Source organism: Variovorax sp. EL159, assembly GCF_900100965.1.
Taxonomy (GTDB): domain Bacteria; phylum Pseudomonadota; class Gammaproteobacteria; order Burkholderiales; family Burkholderiaceae_C; genus Variovorax.
The window spans coordinates 647,334-665,508 of the sequence record NZ_FMUJ01000001.1; the positions used below are offsets into that span (position 1 = coordinate 647,334).

The window sequence follows — 18,175 nt, forward strand, 5'->3', positions numbered from 1 at the left end:
CGCTAGGGCAGGCGCCCGGTAGACAGCGCACTCGCCCAGTCGGGCCGCTCGTGCGTCATTGCCAGTGCAGCCATCTTCGCGTGGTCGTAGGGCACCGAGACCAGCGTGGAAATCCAGCCATCTTCCGAGCGCTCGACGATGGCGTAGCGCGCATCCGGCGAGCCCGTCTCCACGACATGCGGCCACGGATGAATGTCGTCATACCCCGGCAGCCCGACGCTGCCCGGATTGACGATCAACTGCCCGCTGGATGCACGAACCACGCGGGGCACGTGCGTGTGTCCGCAGGCGATCAGTTCGGCATCGACCTGGCCGAGCCGCGCATCGATCTCCGGCATCGTGGCCGCGCGAAAGCATGTCGGCTCGACCGTCTCCAGAAAGTACACAAGGTCGCTGTCCGGCGTGCCGTGGCAGAGCATGACTTGCGGGCTGAAGCGAAGGCTCGGCTTCAGCGAAGCCAGTCACTCGAACTCCTTCGCGCCGAGCCGCGAATGCGCGAACGCATCGGACGGGCCGCGCCGCTCGGCAGGCAAGGTCAGGAGCTGGCGCTCGTGGTTGCCCGCGAGATGAACCCAGTCTTGTGCCATCAGGAACTGCGCGGTTTCAAGCGGCATCAACGGCCCTGAGAGGCTGTCGCCCAGATTGACGACGGCATCGACGCTGCGCCGGCCGATGTCCCTGACCACGGCTTCGAGCGCAGGAAGATTTCCATGGATGTCCGAGACGATGGCGATGCGCATGCGCTGACCTTGAGCAATGACCGGAAGGGGAGAGACGGCATCTTAGGCCGCCCGCAATCTCTGTCCCCTTGCCTCGGCGAGACACGCAAGGCGTGGGACAAAACGCCCACCTAGGGGAATCCCTGATCTGGTCTGAAACCGGTTTCATATAAGCTGCAAGCATTGCTTTTGAAGCATGCACGTGGCCATTCGCGGCCGCTTCACCATGAACTACCAGTTTCAATTCGACGCCGTCTTCGCCGCCTGGCCGCTGTTGCTCAAGGGCACCTGGATCACCGTGCAGCTGTCGCTCGTTGCCACGGTGCTCGGGCTGGTGGTCGCGATCTTCTGCGCCTGGGGCAAGACCTCGGGGCCGGGCTGGCTGCGCTTTCTCGTCAATGCCTACATCGAGGTGATCCGCAACACGCCGTTCCTCGTGCAGCTGTTCTTTTTCTTCTTCGCGCTGCCGGCCATCGGCCTGCGCTGGTCGCCGCAGACGGCCGCGCTGGTGGCGATGGTGGTGAACCTCGGCGCCTACGCCACGGAAATCATCCGCGCGGGCATCGAGTCGATTCCCAAGGGGCAGATCGAGGCGGGCCGCGCGCTCAACCTCAAGCCCTGGGAGATCTTCCGCTTCGTCATCATCAAGCCCGCGCTCAAGGCCATCTACCCGGCGCTCACGAGCCAGTTCATCTTGTTGATGCTGAGTTCGGCCGTGGTGTCGGTCATCTCGGCCGACGACCTGACCTCGGTGGCCGCCAACCTGCAGTCGCAGACCTTCCGCAGCTTCGAGATCTACATCGTGGTGGCCGCCATCTACCTGGCGCTGGCACTGGCCTTCTCGGCCATGTTCAAGCTGATCTACAAGCGCACGCTCAACTACCCGGACCGCCGGTAACCGACGACGGACGGAGCAAGAACCATCATGCGTACCTTCGGCTTTCCCGAATTCCTTTTCATCCTCGAAGCGGCCCAGTGGACGCTGGCGCTCTCGGCCATCGCCTTCGTCGGCGGCGCGATCCTCGGGCTGATCGTCGCGCTCATGCGCACCTCCGAATCGAAGGGCGCGCGCGCCGCCGCGACCACCTTCATCCAGATCTTCCAGGGCACGCCGCTGCTGCTGCAGCTGTTCCTGATCTTCTTCGGCGCGCCGGTGCTGGGGCTGGACATCAACCCGTGGATTGCCGCGGGCGTGGCGCTCATCCTGAACAGCGCGGCCTTCCTCGGCGAGATCTGGCGCGGTTGCATCGAAGCCATTCCGCGTGGCCAGTGGGAAGCGGCCGAGGCACTGAGCCTGAAGTACACGGCCCGCATGCGCGACGTGGTGCTGCCGCAGGCTTTCAAGATCGCGCTGGCGCCCACGGTGGGCTACCTGGTGCAGATCATCAAGGGCACGTCGCTCGCGGCCATCATCGGCTTCACCGAGATCACGCGCGCCGGGCAGATCATCAACAACGCCACCTTCCAGCCGCTCATCGTGTTCTCGGTGGTGGCCGCCATCTACTTCGTGATCTGCTGGCCGCTCTCGTTGCTGGCCGCCCGCATGGAGCGCAAGCGCGCCCAGGCGCTCGCACGTTGACTCTTTTCGCTTTTCCTTTCTCGTCGCTTCCTTTCTTTATTCAGGAGACACATCCAATGACCGTTACCACCACCCGCCGTGCTGCCATCGCAGCCCTGGGCCTCGGCGCCGCGCTGACCGTGTTCGCACCCTTCGCCTCGGCCCAGAGCGTGGCCGACATCAAGAAGAAGGGCGAGATCACCATCGGCATGCTGGTCGACTTTCCGCCCTACGGCACCACCGACGCCAAGAACCAGCCTGACGGCTACGACGCCGACGTGGCCAAGCTGCTGGCCAAGGACTGGGGCGTCAAGGCCAACATCGTGCCGGTGACCGGCCCGAACCGCATTCCCTTCCTGCTGACCAACAAGGTCGACGTGCTGGTCGCCTCGCTGGCCATCACGCCCGAGCGTTCGAAGCAGGTGCAGTTCTCGCAGCCGTACGCGGCCGCGACCATCGTGCTGTACGGCGCGAGCAAGACGCCGATCAAGGCGGCCGCCGACCTGAAGGGCCTGCGCGTGGGCGTGGCCCGTGCGTCCACGCAAGACGTGGCCGTGACCAAGGCCGCACCCGAAGGCACCGAGATCCGCCGCTTCGACGACGACGCATCGGCCATGCAGGCGCTGATCTCGGGCCAGGTCGATGCCATCGGCTGCTCGGTCACCGTGGCGGCGCAGATCGCCAAGCGCGTGCCCGCCAACACCTACGAAAACAAGTTCACGCTGGTGCAGCAATCGATGGGCATCGCGATGCGCCCTGGCCAGGAAGAGCTGCACAAGGCGGTGAACGACTTCGTGCAGAAGAACACCGCCAATGGCGAGCTGAACAAGCTCTACCAGAAGTGGCTGCAGGTCGACCTGCCGAAGATGAACTGAGCCCAGCGCTGAACCGACGACGGAACCCCCAAGCATGACGGACGCAGTCACAACCGCCGCCTCCACCACGGACGCCATCATCCGCATGGAAGCGGTCAACAAGTGGTACGGTGAATTCCAGGTGCTGACAGGCATCGACCTGTCGGTGCGCCAGGGCGAGCGCATCGTGATCTGTGGCCCGTCGGGCTCGGGCAAGTCGACGCTCATCCGCTGCATCAACCGCCTGGAGACGGTGCAGAAGGGCCGCATCGTGGTCGACGGCATCGACCTCACGGCCGGCGGAAAGAACGTGGACGCGGTGCGTGCCGAAGTCGGCATGGTGTTCCAGCAATTCAACCTGTTCCCGCACCTCACCATTCTTGAAAACTGCACGCTGGCGCCGATGCGCTCGCGCGGCATGACCAAGGCGCAGGCGGAAGAGGTGGCCATGAAGTACCTCAAGCGCGTGCGCATTCCCGAGCAGGCCGGCAAGTACCCCAGCCAGCTCTCGGGCGGCCAGCAGCAGCGCGTGGCGATTGCGCGCGCGCTGTGCATGGCGCCCAAGATCATGCTGTTCGACGAGCCCACTTCGGCACTCGACCCCGAGATGGTCAAGGAAGTGCTCGACACCATGATCGGCCTGGCCGAAGACGGCATGACCATGCTGTGCGTGACGCACGAGATGGGCTTTGCCCGCAGCGTGGCCGACCGCGTGATCTTCATGGCCGAAGGCAAGATCGTCGAGCAGGCGCCGCCCGAAGAATTCTTCGGCAACCCGAAGGACGAGCGCACGCGCCAGTTCCTCGGCCAGATCCTCAGTTCGCACCAGGGCCACTGATGTCCTTCGAGGTCCTGATTTCGCTGTCGTCCTTCGGCGCGGCCGAGGTGGGGCGGCATGGGCAGCTCTGGTGTTCGCAACTGGCATTGGCGGCCGGTGCCGATTCGGTCGAAGTGCGCGGCGAGATGCTGCGCGACGCCGATGCCGAATTGCCCGCGCTGAACGGCCTTGCCTCCGTGTACTCCAGCCCCGAGGGCCTGTGGGCGGAAGGCGGCTGGCTCGACAGCGCGGCGCTCAAGCGCGGCATTGCCGCCGCCACGCGCGTGGGCGCGAAGCGGCTGAAGATGTCCATCGGCGACTTCCAGCCTTCGTCGCACGGTTCGCTCTGGGGCCTGAAGGTGGAGCTGTCGCAAACCCGCGTCGAACTCGTGATCGAGAACGACCAGACGGTGCGCGCCGGCACGCTGGCCGCACTGCAGACCTTCTTTGACGTGGCCGACCGCGCCGGCGTCGAACTCGGCATGACCTTCGACATGGGCAATTGGCACTGGCTCGGCGAATGCCCGCTGCAGGCCGCGCAGGCGCTCGGCCGCCGCGTGCGCTATGTGCATTGCAAGGGTGCGCAGCGCCTGCCGCACAAGTGGGTGGCGGTGCCGCTGGGCGACTCGGTCGCGCCGTGGCGCGCGGTGCTGCGCGCATTGCCCGCCGACGTGCCGCACGCCATCGAATACCCGCTCGTGGGCGACGACCTGCTGGCCGTTACCCGCACGCAGATCGACTTCATCCGCGCCGCGCGCGCGTAGAACACACATCACATGACAGAAGAACCCACCGCCTTCGACGTCGCTCTCTTTGGCGAGGCCATGCTGCTGCTCGTGGCCGACCGGCCCGGTCCGCTCGAAAACGCGCAGGCCTTCCACAAGCGCACCGCCGGCGCCGAGACCAACGTGGCCATCGGCCTCTCGCGCCTCGGCCTGAAGGTGGGCTGGGCCAGCCGCCTGGGCACCGACTCGATGGGCCGCGCGCTGCTGGCGGCCATGCGCGCTGAGGGCATCGACTGCTCGCACGTGATCACCGACGCGACGCAGCGCACCGGCTTCCAGTTCAAGGGCCGCGTCACCGACGGCAGCGACCCGCCGATCGAATACCACCGCAAGGGTTCGGCCGCCAGCCACATGGGCCCGGCCGATGTCGACGAAGCGTGGCTGCGCTCGGCGCGCCACCTGCACGCGACCGGTGTGTTCGCCGCTATCTCCGACACCAGCCTGCAGGCCGCGCTCAAGACCATGGACGTGATGCGCGCCGCCGGCCGCACCATCTCGTTCGACACCAACCTGCGGCCCACGCTGTGGTCGTCGACCGAGACCATGCGCCACTGGGTCAACGAACTCGCCTCGCGTGCCGACTGGGTGCTGCCCGGCATCGAAGAAGGCCTGCTGCTCACCGGCCACACCGAGCCTGAAGCCGTCGCGCGCTTCTACCGCGAACGCGGCGCCAAGCTGGTGGTGGTCAAGCTCGGCGCCGAGGGTGCGTACTACGACAGCGACGTGGCCGGCACCGGCCGTGTCGATGGCTTTCCGGTGAAGGAAGTGATCGACACCGTGGGCGCGGGCGATGGCTTCGCGGCCGGCGTGGTGAGCGCCTTGCTCGAAGGCAAGAGCGTGCCCGAAGCCGTGCGCCGCGGCGCATGGATCGGCGCACGCGCCGTGCAGGTGCTGGGCGATACCGAAGGCCTGCCCACGCGCGCCGAACTCGAAGAAGCGGGGCTCTGAAGACCATGACGCAACCCAGGAACGTGCTCGTCTTTCGGCCCTTGCCCGAAGACCAGCTGGCGCGCTTGCAGGCCGTGCATCACGTCACCGTGGCCGACCCGCGCAAGGAGCCCGAAGCCTTTGCTGCCGCACTCGCCACCGCGAATGGGCTGATCGGTTCGAGCCATCCGGTCGATGCCGCGTTGCTCGATGCGGCGCCGCAGCTGCAGGTGATCTCGAGCGTGTCGGTCGGCGTTGACAACTATCCGCTGGCCGAGTTGCACAAGCGCGGCATCGTGCTGTGCCACACGCCCGACGTGCTGACCGAGACCGTGGCCGACACCGTATTCGCGATCCTCATGGCCACGCAGCGCCGCGTGGTCGAGCTGTCGAACCTTGTGCGCGAAGGCCGCTGGACGAAGAACATCGGCGAAGAATTTTTCGGCACCGACGTGCACGGCAAGACGCTGGGCATTCTCGGCTTCGGCCGCATTGGCCAGGCCGTGGCACGCCGCGCCGCGCTGGGCTTCGGCATGCCGGTGCTGTACCACGCGCGCCGACCGGTCGACCTGGCCACGCAGGCGCCCGAGCTGCAGGGCCGCGCCACCCACACGCCGCTGGATGATCTGCTCGCGCGCGTCGACATCGTGCTGGCGATGCTGCCGCTGACCGATGCAACGCGCGGGATGATCGACGGCGCTTTCTTTGCCCGCATGAAGCCGGGTGCGGCATTCATCAACGGTGGCCGTGGTGCCACGGTGAACGAGGCCGCATTGCTTGACGCGCTCGACCACGGCACGCTGCGCGCGGCCGGCCTTGATGTGTTCGCGAAAGAACCGCTGCCGATCGATTCGCCCTTGCGCACCCACCCGCGCGTGACGCCGCTGCCGCATATCGGCTCGGCCACGCACGAGACGCGACACGCGATGGCCGAGCTGGCGACGACGAATCTGCTGCAGGTGCTGGCCGGTGAGAAGCCGACTGCGCCGTACGACACGGCCGCCGCATGATTTCCGCCAGGCCTTTCTCCCTCCCCCGCTGGGGGAGGGCAGAGGTGGGGGCAAGCGGCGCATCCATCGAGCGCTCTGCCTGCCCCCATCCCAACCTTCCCCCAGAGGGGGAAGGAGCAAGGCAAGCGCCTCGCCTGCGGATGTCTGCCAGGCCTTTCTCCCTCCCCCTCTGGGGAAGGGCAGGGGTGGGGGCAAGCGGCGTATCCATTGAGCGCTCTGCCTGCCCCCATCCCAACCTTCCCCCAAAGGGGGAAGGAGCAAGACCATGAAGCCCACCGGCCGCGCCACCATTGCCGACGTCGCCGAAGCCGCAGGCGTCTCCAAAGCCACCGTCTCGCGCTTCCTCAACCACCGCGAACGGCTGTTGAGCCCCGACATCGCCGCGCGCGTCGAGATCGCCATCGCCAAGCTGGCCTACTCGCCGAGCCCGATGGCGCAGGCCCTGAGCCACGGCCGTTCGCGGCTCATAGGCCTGATCGTGGCTGACATCACCAACCCGTATTCCGTCGCGGTGCTGCGTGGCGCCGAGAAGGCCTGCCAGGACGCCGGCTACCTCGTGATGCTGTTCAACCTTGGCAACGAGAGCGAACGCGAGCGCGAGGCCATCGATGCGCTCGCGGGTTACCAGGTCGACGGCTTCATCCTCAACACGCTGGGGCGTGGCAGCAACGTGGTCGATGCAGTCACGCTGCATGGCAAGCCCGCCGTGCTGGTCGACCGCCAGCATGCCGGCATGCACACCGACTTCGTCTCGCTCGACAACCACGCGGCCATGAAAGACACCTGCGGCCATCTGGTCGACGGCGGCTACCGCGAGTTGCTCTACGTCACCGAACCGCAGAAGGGCGTGAGCTCGCGGCGCGAGCGCACGGCCGCCTTCGGTGCCTGCGTGGCCGCGCACGAGCCGCGCGTGGCGGGCGAAATCTTCGAATGCGTCGAAGGCGAGAGCGATGCGCTCGACGACGCATTGCGCGCCCTGCGCCAGCGCGCCAAGCGCGGCCGTCGCGCGGCGGTGGTGGCCGGCAATGCCGTGGTCACGCTGCGCGTGGCGCAGGCGATGGCGCGGCTGGGCTGGCAGTTCGGCAACGACCTGGGCTTCGTCGGCTTCGACGATCCCGAATGGGCCTCGCTCATCGGCCCGGGCCTGAGCACCGTGGCGCAACCGACCGATGCCATCGGCCGCACGGCGGCTACATGCCTGATCGAGCGGCTGCGGGGTCTGGATGCAGCGCCGCGCCAGCTGCTGCTTCCGGGAGAGCTTGTGGTGCGAGGCTCGTCGCAGCCGTAGCTGGTTGCGCAAAGGTCGCCGGCCCGCGCATCCAGCCGGCCGCGCGCTCGGCGATCATGATCGTCGGCGCGTTGGTGTTGCCGCCGATCAGCGTCGGCATCACCGAGGCATCGACCACGCGAAGGCCCGCGATGCCATGCACGCGCAGTTGCGGGTCGACCACCGCCATCGCGTCCACGCCCATCTTGCAGGTGCCCACCGGGTGGTAGATGGTGTCGGCGCGTGCGCGGATGTGCTGGGTGAGTTCTTCGTCGGTGTGGGCGTCGGCCGTGTACACCTCGCTATGCCGGTATTTCTCCAGCGCCGGCGCGCGAAGAATCTCGCGCGTCTTCTTCACGCCCTGCAGCAGCAGCGCCATGTCTTCCGCATCGGACAGGAAGCGCGGGTCGATGCGCGGCGCCGAATCGGGGCTGGCATCGGCCAGGCGAACGTCGCCCCGGCCCTTGGGGCGCAGCACGCACACATGGCATGAGAAGCCGAAGCCCATGTGCAGCTTGCGCGCATGGTCGTCGGTGATCGCGATCACGAAGTGCAATTGCAGGTCGGGCCGGCGCAGCTCGGGCGACGACTTGATGAAGGCACCACCCTCGGCGAAGGGCGTGGCAATGAGGCCCGTGCCGCGCTTGCGCCATTCGAGCATCGCCTGCATCAAGTGCACCCCGCCGACAAGGCCGATGCCGAACAGGTCGGTTTCCTTCGACTTGTAGGCCAGGATGAAGTCGGTGTGGTCCTGCAGGTTCTGGCCCACGCCCGGCAGCGCGTGCTTGACCGCGATGCCGTGGCGGCCCAGCTCAACGGGGTCGCCGATGCCCGAGAGCATCAGCAGTTGCGGCGAGTTGAAGGCACCGCCGCACAGCGCCACTTCGCGCCGCGCGTGGATGGTTTCGATGTTGCCGCCGCGCCGCACCTCGACGCCGACCGCGCGCCGGTCTTCGATCACCACGCGCAGGGCCTGCGTGCCGGTCAGCACGGTGAGGTTGGGGCGCCTGTCCATCACCGGGTGCAGGTAGGCCGCGGCGGCCGAGCAGCGCTCGCCGTTCTTCGCACCGCCATGGAACTGCGTGACCTGGTAGAGGCCCGCGCCTTCCTGCTCGTCGCCGTTGAAGTCGTCGTTGCGCGGAATGCCGCATTCCATCGCGGCCTGCACGAAGGCTTCGCTGATGGCGCGCGGGCTTTGCTGTTCGGACACCTGCAGCGGGCCATCGGCGCCATGCAGTGCGCTCGCGCCGCGCTGGTTGCCTTCAGCGCGCTTGAACCAGGGCAGCACGTCGTCGAACGACCAGCCGGCGCAGCCTGCGCGCGCCCAGTCGTCATAGTCGTCGCGATGGCCGCGCACATAGAGCATGGCGTTGATCGCGCTGGAGCCACCCAGGCAGCGCCCGCGCGGCTGGTAGCCGCGGCGCCCGTTCAGGCCCGGCTGCGGCACGGTCTGGTAGGCGTAGTTGTTGATGGGCGGGCGGCCCGGCAGCATGGCCACCGTGCCCGCCGGCGCGCGCACCAGAATGCCCCGGCCGTCGCCGCCGGCCTCGATCAGGCAGACCTTCACGGCGGGGTCTTCGCTCAGGCGCGACGCCAGCGTCGCGCCGCCGGAACCCCCACCCACGATCACGTAGTCGAACTCCATGGCGCGTCTTCCTTCGGTTGTTGCTGCCGCTTCCAGTCGGGCGAGTTCAACTCTAGGAAGGAACGGGGAGGCGGGGCTTGGCGTTTTCCCTCGGGTCGAAGGTACTCATTGCCCGGCGTTGGCATCGATGCGGGTGCTGCCAATGCACAGGGGCAAGCGGGTTTTCTCTGCAATTGCCGACAGGCGATTGACAGCTGTCGGCGCGAAACTGTGCAGGCTTTCAGCCTGCAAGAGACAACACCAACAACCATGCAAGAAACAACGCCTTCGCTTTCTCACATCTCGCGCCGTGGCCTGCTGCGCCTTTCGCTGGGCGGCACCGCCATGGCATCCGTGCCCGGCATCGGCTGGGCCGCGGCCGGCGCCGCCGCCGCGCCTGTTTTTGCAGACGGCCTGCCGCGCAGCCGGCCCGAGGCGCAGGGCATTTCGTCGGCCTCGATCCTGGCCTTTCTCGACGATGCCGAGCGCGGCGCCTTCGAGCTGCACAGCTTCATGCTGTGGCGCAACGGCCATGTGGTGGCCGAAGGCTGGTGGGACCCGTACAAGCCCGAGCGTCGCCACATGACGCATTCGCTCACCAAGAGCGTGACCGTGTGCGCGGTCGGCATGGCCATTGCCGATGGCAAGTTCGGCCTCGACGACAAGGTCGTGTCTTTCTTTCCCGAGCACTTGCCGGCCACGGTCAGCGCCAACCTCGCGGCGATGACGGTGCGCGACCTGCTGACCATGCGCACCGGCCACGAGTCGATGGTGTCGGGCTCGGTGTGGCGGCCGATCCGCACGAGCTGGATCGCCGAGTTCTTCAAGATTCCGGTGGTCTACACGCCGGGCAGCAGGTTCGTCTACACCAGTGCCGCGACCTACATGCTGTCGGCCATCGTCACCAGGACCACGGGGCAATCGACGGCCGACTACCTCAAGCCGCGCATGTTCGACCCCATGGGCATCACCGGCTACGAGTGGGACGTGGGCCCCGAAGGCATCTCGCCCGGCGCCAACGGCCTGAGCTGGAAGACGGTCGATTCGCTCAAGCTGGGCATCCTGCATGCGCAGAACGGGCAGTGGAACGGCAAGCAGATCCTCACGAAGGCGTGGGTGGATTCGGTGCACGCGCCGCACACCAAGGACAAGTACGGCTACCAGTGGTGGCTGGGCCCGAACGGCGCGTACAACGCCGATGGTTTGTTCGGCCAATACGCGGTGGTGTTCCCCGAGCAGAACGCGGTGCTGGCGCTCAACTCGGCATTGCCACCCAAGGCGGGCTTCAACGCGGGCATTCTGTACAAGCACTTTCCTGCCGCGTTCGGCGGCACCGTGGCCGGCAGCGAGAAAGACTACGCCGTGCTGAAGACCCGCACGCGCACGCTGCAACTGCAGCCGCCGATGAGGCCGAGCACCTCGCCCGTCGCCGCGAGCGTCTCGGGCCGTCGCTTCGAATTTCCCGAAAACCCCGAGAAGGTGAGCGCGATGCAGCTCGACTTCACGCCCGAGACCTGCCTCTTCACGATGCAGGACGAGCGCGGCACGCACAAGGTGCAGGTGGGCCTGCGCAAGCCCTTCGAGGGCGACACCACCATCACCGGCAACAAGCTGCACCACGAGTACCAGCCCGAGGTCATGCGCGTGGTGGCCAGCGGCGAATGGCGCGACGAACGCACCTTCGTCATGACATGGACCTTCGTCGAGTCGGCGTTCCGCGACACCGTGGTGTGCCGCTTTGCCGGGCCATACCTGCGCTTCGACCGCAGCGTCAACGTCAACTCCAGCGCGACCGAGTTGCCCACGCTCACCGGAACCCGCGTCAAAACCTGAGCGCACGATCTTTGGAGACAGAATCGGAGGATGCCCTCCACGATTCTGTTGATCGACGACCACGCGATGTTTCGCGAAGGCCTGTTCCTTGCGTTGCGCGAGGCAGAGCCTTCGATGCACATCGAAACCGCCAGCAGCGGCAGCGAGGCGTTGGAGGCGCTGTCGACCTTGCCCCGGCTCGATGCCGTCATGACCGACTACTACCTGCCCGACCTGGGCGGTGCCGCGCTGGTGAAGCAACTGCACCGGCGCCGCGGCGGCCTGCACATCCTCGTGCTGTCGGCTTCCGAAGATCCGCACGACATCGAGACCGCGCTCGAAGCCGGCGCCCATGGCTTCGTCCACAAGTCGGCCGACAGCCAGCAGCTGCTGCATGCGCTGCGCCGCGTGATCGCCGGCGAGCAGAACGTGGTGCAGGCATCGCCGCAGAGCGCTTCACCGATGCCCGTGCTGTCGACGCCGGCCGACGTGCTGAGCCAGCTCACTTCGCGCCAGACCGAGGTACTGCACCTGCTGTGCGAGGGCCTGCGCAATGCGCAGATCGCCGAACGGCTGGAGACGACGGAGAAGACCATCAAGGCGCACATCTCCGCGATCTTTGCCGCGCTGGGCGTGTCCAACCGCACGCAGGCCGCGATGGCGGCGCGCCGCGCCGGGTTGCTGGGCACACCGCGCTGAGCTCCCCGTTAGTGCCAATGCCTTAGCTTGACAAGGCAAGGGGTGCCACCTAGTCTGCCGTCGCCGTCCACAGGAGCAGTCGACGGTAGCCATGGGAAGAGAACCATGCGCGCGCGGCACGGCCCGTCGGGGTTCGCTGCGATGCGATGGAACCACCGGAGGGATCGATGAGGCACACATTCCTGCGCAGCCTGCTGGCAGCGCTGTCGTTGTTCTTTTTCGCGTCGTTGTGCAGCCATGCGCAACAAAGCTGGAAGCCCGCCAACCCCGGAGGCGGCGGCGCCTTCAATTCGCCGGTGATCACCAGCGAAGGCTACTGGGCAGTGGGCTCCGATCTCGGTGGCCTCTACCTGAGCACCGACACCGGGGCCAGCTGGAAGGCGGTCGGTTCGAGCAGCGGACTGACGGTGACGCACATCGCTTCGATCGCGGCACACCCCGCAGGCAAGCTGCTGGTGGGCACCGATGGCGGGCTCTTCGTCGGCAACAGCAACGGCACCGGCTTCAGCCAGAAATACGGCACGGGCTACATCGCCGCCATCGCGGTGTCGGCCGATCCGAACGTCGTCTATGCCGTGGTCCATCCACAGTGGGACAGCCTGCAGCCGTATGTGATCCGCTCGGCCAACGCGGGCGAGACCTGGAGCCCGACCAGCTCGAACCTGCCCGCCAACCTGCGCGTGACGGGCCTGCGCACGCACCCGGTCGATCCCAACGGCGTCTGGGTGATCAGCGGCAAGGGGCGCTTTCCCGACCAGGCCGAAAGCAGCGTGGTGTACCAGGCGTTCTTCTCGACCGACGGCGGTGCGACCTTCGTCAGGCGCGATCCGCAGCAGGGCAAGCTGGTCGACATCGCCTACGGGATGGACCCGCAGAACCTCAACCTGATGTATGCCACGGTGGTGCAGGCGGGCAACGTGGCCAAGGTCTACAAGTCGGTCGAGACCGGCTTCTCGTGGACCAACATCACGCCCGGTGCGCAGGCGCCTTCGGGCGTGATCCTGGCCGACCCCTCCAACGCGAACCACGTGCGCATCATCGACCTGGACAACCAGGCGTTGCGTCCGCCGCAGACCTACGGCAGCTTCCTGTGGGAGAGCGCCAATGCCGGCGCCACCTGGACGAAACGCACGCTGAGCGTGAGCGGCGGATGGTCGCAGAGCGACGAGGTCTGGGGCATGGGCTACAGCTACCAGGGCATGGGGCAGACCATCGGCTACAACCCGGCGAGCCCGAACACCGTGCTGTGGACCAACAACCAGTTCCTCTACAGCAGCAGCGATGGCGCAAAGAACTGGAGCGACGGCGTCTCCACGGCGGTCGGCGCCAACTGGCGCTCGCGGGGCATCGACAACGTCGTGCCGGTCGTCGTCGAGCAAAGCCTTGCCGACGCCAACCTCGTCTACGCCGGCTACATGGACATCGGCCTGTGGCGCTCGGACGATGGCGGCAACAGCTGGACCAGCCTGAACGCCGCGCAGTACACTGGCGGCTGGAGCGGCAAGGGCGGCAACACCCTGAGCGTGGTCGCCGACCCGAGCCGCGCCAACGTGGTGTGGGCACAGTTGGGCGGCAACCTCGAGAACTGCGGCACGCCCTGCGCCGAGCCGATGTACCTGCTCAAGAGCACGGACCGCGGCGCCAACTGGCAGCGCATGACGCAGGGGTTGCCCGACCCCATCAAGCGCCTCGAAGGGCTGACGGTGGCGCCCGACAGCGCGGTCAACTACCGCTGGGTCTATGCCGCCGTCAACGGCGACATCTACTTGAGCCAGGACGACGGCAACTCGTGGGCGGTGGCGCTGAGCTGCCCCAACAAGGATTGCTTCCGCGTGTACTACACGGCAACCAATGGCGTCTTCGCGCTGTCGGCCAGCGGCGTGTACCGCTCGTGGCAGGGCGGGCAGGTCAACACATGGCAGCAGCTCGCGCTGCCCGCCGCTATGACGGCCGGCTGGGAAACCAGCGCACAGGGCACGCACTGGCTGCACAACGCATGGACCTACAGCGGCCCGATGGACCTGGCCAGCAAGGACAACAACGTCTGGATCGCCGTCAAGGGCAGCGGCAAGGGCCTGTACCAGTCGGCCGATTACGGCCAGAGCTGGACCCGCGTGCAGGCCAGCAACTGGGCCCGGACGGTGACGGTGCACCCGACCAGCGGGCGCGTGTACCTGGGCAGCTCCAGCGCGGTGCATGCGGGCGGCTATGCGGCGGACAGCCTGGGCGTGCTCACCAGCGCGAACGGTACGTCGGGCTGGACGGCGCAGAACCAGGGGCTGGCCTATCCCTTTGCTCTGTACGCCAGGGTCTCGCCCAACGGCACGCTGTGGCTGGCTTCGCCGGGGCAGGGCGTGGCGAAGTGGCGCTGAAAAAATGACACGCGCATGACATCGCGGTAGGCGCACGTTTCGCGGTGTTTCAAAGGCATTGGCTGCTGTCCGGCGCCTTTACCCGCGGTTCACTTCCCGGACAAATTGCACAGCGCCGGCCGTGGCTCAATTCGCCATCGGCCGGGCTGACTCGTGCGGCGGCCGTCATTCAACGTTCGTTCTGCCTATGCACATCCTCTCGGACGCGACGATCTTCACGCAGCTGCGATTCTGGGTGCTGGTGCTCTGCTCGCTGGTGCTGCCCGCCGCGATCTTCGTCACGCTGTTCGTGCGGCGTGAGTTCTCGAAGGCCTCCGTGCTGGCCTTCGGCCTGCTGCTGATCCTGCTGGCGGGCGTGGACATCTTCCTGCTGCGCGCGCTCGCCATCGCGGCCCAGGCCACGCCTTCGCTGGCGGACGACATCGTCTTTTCTTCCGAGCTGTCGATCGCGCTGTACATCATCCCGGCGGCGCTCGGCACCTTCGGCCTCAACATGGTGTCGCATGTGCTCATGCATTACCTGAAGCAGAAAGAAGCGCGCTTCGAGGCCCATCAGATGCAGCAGGCACTGGTGACGAAGCCTGCCGCGCAAGTGCACGTGGTGCGCGTGATGCGGGAGCGCGTGCGCCATGGCTCGCCGGGTTTGCGCCGCCGGCGCACGGCGGCGGCAACGCGTGCCTCGGCGCGGCGGGACGCCGAAGCCGTGGCCGGCCTTCGCTCATCAGCAGGCGGCTGATTGCCGCGCGCAGCAGCGCGCAGCCACTTCTCATCTCCACGCACCAGCCGGGACCTATCGTTTTCCCGATGCTGGTGCACGCCTGCGCGCCACGCGCACCACGGCGTCATTGGGAGACACGCAAGGAGAACTATTTTTTAGTTCGCCCGTTGCGAAAAACGGTGCTTGGTGCGCTCGCCTCGCACTTCTAGCATTCGCCTCGCCAGCCCCGGATGCCCCTGCATCGCGAGCCGGCACACAAGCCGAATGACTCCACCTCATCGCATCGAAGAAAAGGAATCCGCCATGGCCAATCTCCGGGACCCCGGTCGCCGAAGTCTCCTCAAGACCTCTCTCATCGCCGGTGGGCTTTCCGCCGGAGGCCTGCTCGGCGTCGATGCCTTTGCGCAAGGCAAGGCGCGCATCAACATGCAGCTGGGCTGGATCGTCGGGGTCAACCAGATCGGCGAGGTGGTTGCCAAGCGCATGGGCTTCTACGAACAGGAAGGCATCGACTTCGCGATCCAGCCGGGCGGCCCGAACATCGACGGCGTGGCGATCATCGCCTCGGGGCGCTACGAGGTGGGGCAGGTGTCGTCGAGCCCGTCGATCATGCTGGCGGTGTCGCAGGGCCTGCCGATCAAGTGCTTCGCGGCGGGGGCGCAGAAGCACCCGTACACCTACTTCTCGCTGGCCAAGAACCCGGTGCGCAAGCCGGCCGACCTCATCGGCAAGCGCGTGGGCATTCCATCGACGGCGGGCATCCTGCTGCGCGCGCTGCTCGCGAAGAACAAGATCGCCGAGAAAGACGTCAAGGTGGTCTCAGTCGGAGCCGACATGACGCCGCTGCTGACGGGGCAGGTCGACGTGGTCACGGGCTGGCTCACGAGCACCACGGCCATCAAGGTGCTGGGCCCCGACCGCGTCGAGATGACGCTGTGGGATGCCGGCGTGCGGCTCTATGCGCTGCCTTACTACGCCTCGACCAAGACGCTGGAGACGCAGCCCAAGGTCATCGAAGCCTTCCTGCGCGCCACGGCCAAGGGCTGGCAGCACGTGCGCGCCAACCGCGACCAGGCGGTGGACATGCTGGTCAAGGAGTACCCGAACCTCAAGCGCGAAGACGAGCGCATCGCGGTCGATGCGATGCTCGACTATTCCTTCGGCGGCGCCGCGCAGACCCAGGGCTGGGGCGCGATGGACCCGGCCGTGTGGCAAGAGCAGATCAGCACGTACTCGGAGCTGGGCCAGTTCACCGCCCGCACGCCCAAGGTCGAGGACGTGATCTCGCTCGATGCGCTCAAGGCCACGGCCGCCGCGCGCGCTGTGAAGGCCTGACGCGATGGCCGCCGTTCTCAACGCATCACCCGCCATCGCCTGCCGCGACATCGGCGTGCGCTTCTTCACCGAGCGCCGCGACGTCACCGCGATCCAGAGCCTCGACCTCGACGTGGCACAGGGCGAGTTCCTGACCCTGCTCGGCCCTTCGGGCTGCGGCAAGTCGACCTTCCTGCGCGTGGTGGCCGACCTGCTGCAGCCCAGCCGTGGCCGCATCGAGGTGCTGTCGTCCACGCCGCAGGCCGCGCGCAAGAACCGCGACATCGGCTTCGTCTTCCAGGATGCGGCGTTGCTGCCCTGGCGCACGGCGTTGCAGAACGTCGAGCTGCCGCTGCAGGTGGGCGGTGGTGCGAGCCGCAAGGGCCGCCGCTCGCCGCAGGAACTGCTCGAACTGGTGGGCCTGAAAGACCGGGTGAACGCCTTCCCGCATGAGATGTCGGGCGGCCAGCGCCAGCGCGTGTCGATTGCCCGCGCGCTGGCGAGCGACCCGAAGATCCTGCTGATGGACGAGCCCTTCGGTGCGCTCGACGAGATCACGCGCGACCGGCTCAACGAAGAGATCCTGCGCGTGTGGCGCGAGACCGGCGTGACGATTCTCTTCGTCACCCACAGCATCCACGAGGCCGCCTTCCTGGGCCAGCGTGTGTTGATGCTGGCTGCCAACCCAGGGCGCGTGCGCGAGATCGTGCCCGTGGAGCTGCCGCGCGAACGCACGCTGGAAATGCGCGAGACCCCCGAGTTCGTTCGCCTCACGAGCCATCTGCGCCGTGTGCTGGAAACCTGCTGAGGCCGATGCCATGAATACCCGTTCCCTCGACGCCGCCGTGCCCGGTGCCTTCGCCGCACCGGCCGACCCCGAATACATCGCGTGGGCCGCCGCGCGCCAGCGACGCCTGTGGCGCCGCCGCATCCTGCCGGCGCTCGGTATCGTCGGCCTGGTCTTCCTGTGGTGGGCCGTGATCGCCGTGTTCGACGTCAAGCCCTTCATCGCGCCCACGCCCTGGGCCGTGCTGGAGACGCTCTATGCCAAGCGCGACGTGCTGCTCGACAACCTGCTGCCCACCGCGATGGAGGCCGCCGGCGGCTTCGTGCTGGGCAACCTCGCGGCCATCGCGATTGCGACGGTGTTCGTGCACAACAAGACGCTGCAGGACATCTTCTTTCCGGTGGTGCTGATGTTCAACGCCGTGCCGCTGGTGGCCAAGGCGCCGGTGCTGGTGCTCATCATGGGCAACGGCATGGAGCCGAAGATCACCATCGCCGCGCTGGTCTGCTTCTTCCCGACGCTGGTGAACATGGTGCGCGGGCTGGAGTCGGTCAACCCGCAGGCGATGGAGCTGATGCGCGTGCTGTCGGCAAGCAAGACCGAGATCTTCTTTCGCCTGCGCTTGTTGAACGCGTTGCCCTACCTGTTCTCGGCCCTGCGCATTGCCGCGTCGATGTGCGTGATCGGTGCGGTGGTGGGCGAGTGGGTCGGGGCCACGGTGGGCATCGGCGCCATGATTCTGCAGGCCACCTTCAACTTCGATTCGCCGCTGCTCTACGCCGCGATCGTCATGAGCGCCACGCTCTCGGGCCTGTTCTTCCTGCTGGTGACGCTGGTCGAACGCTGGGTCATCCGCTGGCAGCCGGAAACCGCGCCGTGATGCACCAGGCGCATTTCAAACACACATCCCAA

Annotated in this window: 16 protein-coding genes and 1 pseudogene; 15 read left to right on the plus strand and 2 right to left on the minus strand. The window is 67.0% G+C overall.

Going from position 1 to position 18,175, the window contains the following annotated elements; genetic code table 11:
- Positions 1 to 2: 2 nt before the first annotated feature.
- A pseudogene (locus BLQ28_RS03115) lies at positions 3 to 740 on the minus strand (metallophosphoesterase).
- A gap of 205 nt (positions 741 to 945) precedes the next feature.
- On the opposite strand from BLQ28_RS03115, the gene BLQ28_RS03120 reads away from it, so the two are divergent.
- The 8 genes from BLQ28_RS03120 (at position 946) to BLQ28_RS03160 (ending at position 7,958) form a co-directional block, all read left to right on the plus strand.
- Positions 946 to 1,617 carry an amino acid ABC transporter permease gene (locus tag BLQ28_RS03120; RefSeq protein WP_093237681.1) on the plus strand — a complete coding sequence of 224 codons (672 nt, stop codon included), beginning with the start codon at positions 946 to 948 and terminating at the stop codon, positions 1,615 to 1,617.
- A gap of 27 nt (positions 1,618 to 1,644) precedes the next feature.
- Positions 1,645 to 2,298, plus strand: a complete 654-nt coding sequence (locus BLQ28_RS03125; RefSeq protein WP_093237084.1) for an amino acid ABC transporter permease — start codon at positions 1,645 to 1,647, stop codon at positions 2,296 to 2,298.
- 56 nt (positions 2,299 to 2,354) lie between these two features.
- Positions 2,355 to 3,152, plus strand: a complete 798-nt coding sequence (locus tag BLQ28_RS03130) for a transporter substrate-binding domain-containing protein (RefSeq protein ID WP_093237085.1) — start codon at positions 2,355 to 2,357, stop codon at positions 3,150 to 3,152.
- Between the two features lie 34 nt (positions 3,153 to 3,186).
- The gene (locus BLQ28_RS03135) at positions 3,187 to 3,969 is read left to right on the plus strand and encodes an amino acid ABC transporter ATP-binding protein (RefSeq protein ID WP_093237086.1); all 783 of its coding nucleotides are present in this window, start codon (positions 3,187 to 3,189) and stop codon (positions 3,967 to 3,969) included.
- On the plus strand, positions 3,969 to 4,712 hold the full coding sequence (locus BLQ28_RS03140) for a sugar phosphate isomerase/epimerase family protein (RefSeq protein WP_093237087.1): 744 nt from the start codon (positions 3,969 to 3,971) through the stop codon (positions 4,710 to 4,712). Before BLQ28_RS03135 ends, BLQ28_RS03140 begins: the two co-directional genes overlap by 1 nt.
- Before the next feature lie 12 nt (positions 4,713 to 4,724).
- Positions 4,725 to 5,681, plus strand: coding sequence for a sugar kinase (locus BLQ28_RS03145; protein ID WP_093237088.1), 957 nt, complete (start codon positions 4,725 to 4,727; stop codon positions 5,679 to 5,681).
- Between the two features lie 5 nt (positions 5,682 to 5,686).
- Positions 5,687 to 6,670, plus strand: a complete 984-nt coding sequence (locus BLQ28_RS03150) for a 2-hydroxyacid dehydrogenase (RefSeq protein WP_093237089.1) — start codon at positions 5,687 to 5,689, stop codon at positions 6,668 to 6,670.
- Positions 6,671 to 6,935: 265 nt separating this feature from the next.
- On the plus strand, positions 6,936 to 7,958 hold the full coding sequence (locus BLQ28_RS03160) for a LacI family DNA-binding transcriptional regulator (protein WP_093237091.1): 1,023 nt from the start codon (positions 6,936 to 6,938) through the stop codon (positions 7,956 to 7,958).
- On the opposite strand, the gene BLQ28_RS03165 is transcribed toward BLQ28_RS03160, so the two are convergent.
- On the minus strand, positions 7,861 to 9,582 hold the full coding sequence (locus BLQ28_RS03165; protein ID WP_093237092.1) for a GMC family oxidoreductase: 1,722 nt from the start codon (positions 9,580 to 9,582) through the stop codon (positions 7,861 to 7,863). The two genes, BLQ28_RS03160 and BLQ28_RS03165, sit on opposite strands and share 98 nt — an antisense overlap.
- A 249-nt stretch (positions 9,583 to 9,831) precedes the next feature.
- Here BLQ28_RS03165 and BLQ28_RS03170 point away from each other — a divergent pair, with 249 nt between their 5' ends.
- From BLQ28_RS03170 to BLQ28_RS03200, 7 genes are all read left to right on the plus strand, one after another.
- Positions 9,832 to 11,394 (plus strand): serine hydrolase domain-containing protein, encoded by a 1,563-nt coding sequence (locus tag BLQ28_RS03170; RefSeq protein WP_093237093.1) that lies wholly within the window; start codon positions 9,832 to 9,834, stop codon positions 11,392 to 11,394.
- Positions 11,395 to 11,424: 30 nt separating this feature from the next.
- Positions 11,425 to 12,072 carry a response regulator transcription factor gene (locus tag BLQ28_RS03175; RefSeq protein WP_093237094.1) on the plus strand — a complete coding sequence of 216 codons (648 nt, stop codon included), beginning with the start codon at positions 11,425 to 11,427 and terminating at the stop codon, positions 12,070 to 12,072.
- A 167-nt stretch (positions 12,073 to 12,239) separates the two neighbouring features.
- Positions 12,240 to 14,444 (plus strand): WD40/YVTN/BNR-like repeat-containing protein, encoded by a 2,205-nt coding sequence (locus BLQ28_RS03180; protein ID WP_093237095.1) that lies wholly within the window; start codon positions 12,240 to 12,242, stop codon positions 14,442 to 14,444.
- A 187-nt stretch (positions 14,445 to 14,631) separates the two neighbouring features.
- A complete protein-coding gene (locus BLQ28_RS03185; RefSeq protein ID WP_176800998.1) occupies positions 14,632 to 15,180 on the plus strand; it encodes a hypothetical protein in 549 nt (182 codons plus the stop codon).
- Between the two features lie 285 nt (positions 15,181 to 15,465).
- Positions 15,466 to 16,497 (plus strand): ABC transporter substrate-binding protein, encoded by a 1,032-nt coding sequence (locus tag BLQ28_RS03190; RefSeq protein WP_093237096.1) that lies wholly within the window; start codon positions 15,466 to 15,468, stop codon positions 16,495 to 16,497.
- Between the two features lie 4 nt (positions 16,498 to 16,501).
- A complete protein-coding gene (locus BLQ28_RS03195; RefSeq protein WP_093237097.1) occupies positions 16,502 to 17,284 on the plus strand; it encodes an ABC transporter ATP-binding protein in 783 nt (260 codons plus the stop codon).
- A gap of 10 nt (positions 17,285 to 17,294) precedes the next feature.
- Positions 17,295 to 18,143 (plus strand): ABC transporter permease, encoded by an 849-nt coding sequence (locus BLQ28_RS03200; RefSeq protein ID WP_093237098.1) that lies wholly within the window; start codon positions 17,295 to 17,297, stop codon positions 18,141 to 18,143.
- Positions 18,144 to 18,175 lie beyond the last annotated feature (32 nt).

Bases quoted from the DNA above. Each gene is read 5' to 3' on its own strand.
- BLQ28_RS03120 (WP_093237681.1), top strand. From the start codon at position 946: ATGAACTACCAGTTTCAATTCGACGCCGTCTTCGCCGCCTGGCCGCTG.
- BLQ28_RS03125 (WP_093237084.1), top strand. From the start codon at position 1,645: ATGCGTACCTTCGGCTTTCCCGAATTCCTTTTCATCCTCGAAGCGGCC.
- BLQ28_RS03130 (WP_093237085.1), top strand. From the start codon at position 2,355: ATGACCGTTACCACCACCCGCCGTGCTGCCATCGCAGCCCTGGGCCTC.
- BLQ28_RS03135 (WP_093237086.1), top strand. From the start codon at position 3,187: ATGACGGACGCAGTCACAACCGCCGCCTCCACCACGGACGCCATCATC.
- BLQ28_RS03140 (WP_093237087.1), top strand. From the start codon at position 3,969: ATGTCCTTCGAGGTCCTGATTTCGCTGTCGTCCTTCGGCGCGGCCGAG.
- BLQ28_RS03145 (WP_093237088.1), top strand. From the start codon at position 4,725: ATGACAGAAGAACCCACCGCCTTCGACGTCGCTCTCTTTGGCGAGGCC.
- BLQ28_RS03150 (WP_093237089.1), top strand. From the start codon at position 5,687: ATGACGCAACCCAGGAACGTGCTCGTCTTTCGGCCCTTGCCCGAAGAC.
- BLQ28_RS03160 (WP_093237091.1), top strand. From the start codon at position 6,936: ATGAAGCCCACCGGCCGCGCCACCATTGCCGACGTCGCCGAAGCCGCA.
- BLQ28_RS03165 (WP_093237092.1), bottom strand. From the start codon at position 9,582: ATGGAGTTCGACTACGTGATCGTGGGTGGGGGTTCCGGCGGCGCGACG.
- BLQ28_RS03170 (WP_093237093.1), top strand. From the start codon at position 9,832: ATGCAAGAAACAACGCCTTCGCTTTCTCACATCTCGCGCCGTGGCCTG.
- BLQ28_RS03175 (WP_093237094.1), top strand. From the start codon at position 11,425: ATGCCCTCCACGATTCTGTTGATCGACGACCACGCGATGTTTCGCGAA.
- BLQ28_RS03180 (WP_093237095.1), top strand. From the start codon at position 12,240: ATGAGGCACACATTCCTGCGCAGCCTGCTGGCAGCGCTGTCGTTGTTC.
- BLQ28_RS03185 (WP_176800998.1), top strand. From the start codon at position 14,632: ATGCACATCCTCTCGGACGCGACGATCTTCACGCAGCTGCGATTCTGG.
- BLQ28_RS03190 (WP_093237096.1), top strand. From the start codon at position 15,466: ATGGCCAATCTCCGGGACCCCGGTCGCCGAAGTCTCCTCAAGACCTCT.
- BLQ28_RS03195 (WP_093237097.1), top strand. From the start codon at position 16,502: ATGGCCGCCGTTCTCAACGCATCACCCGCCATCGCCTGCCGCGACATC.
- BLQ28_RS03200 (WP_093237098.1), top strand. From the start codon at position 17,295: ATGAATACCCGTTCCCTCGACGCCGCCGTGCCCGGTGCCTTCGCCGCA.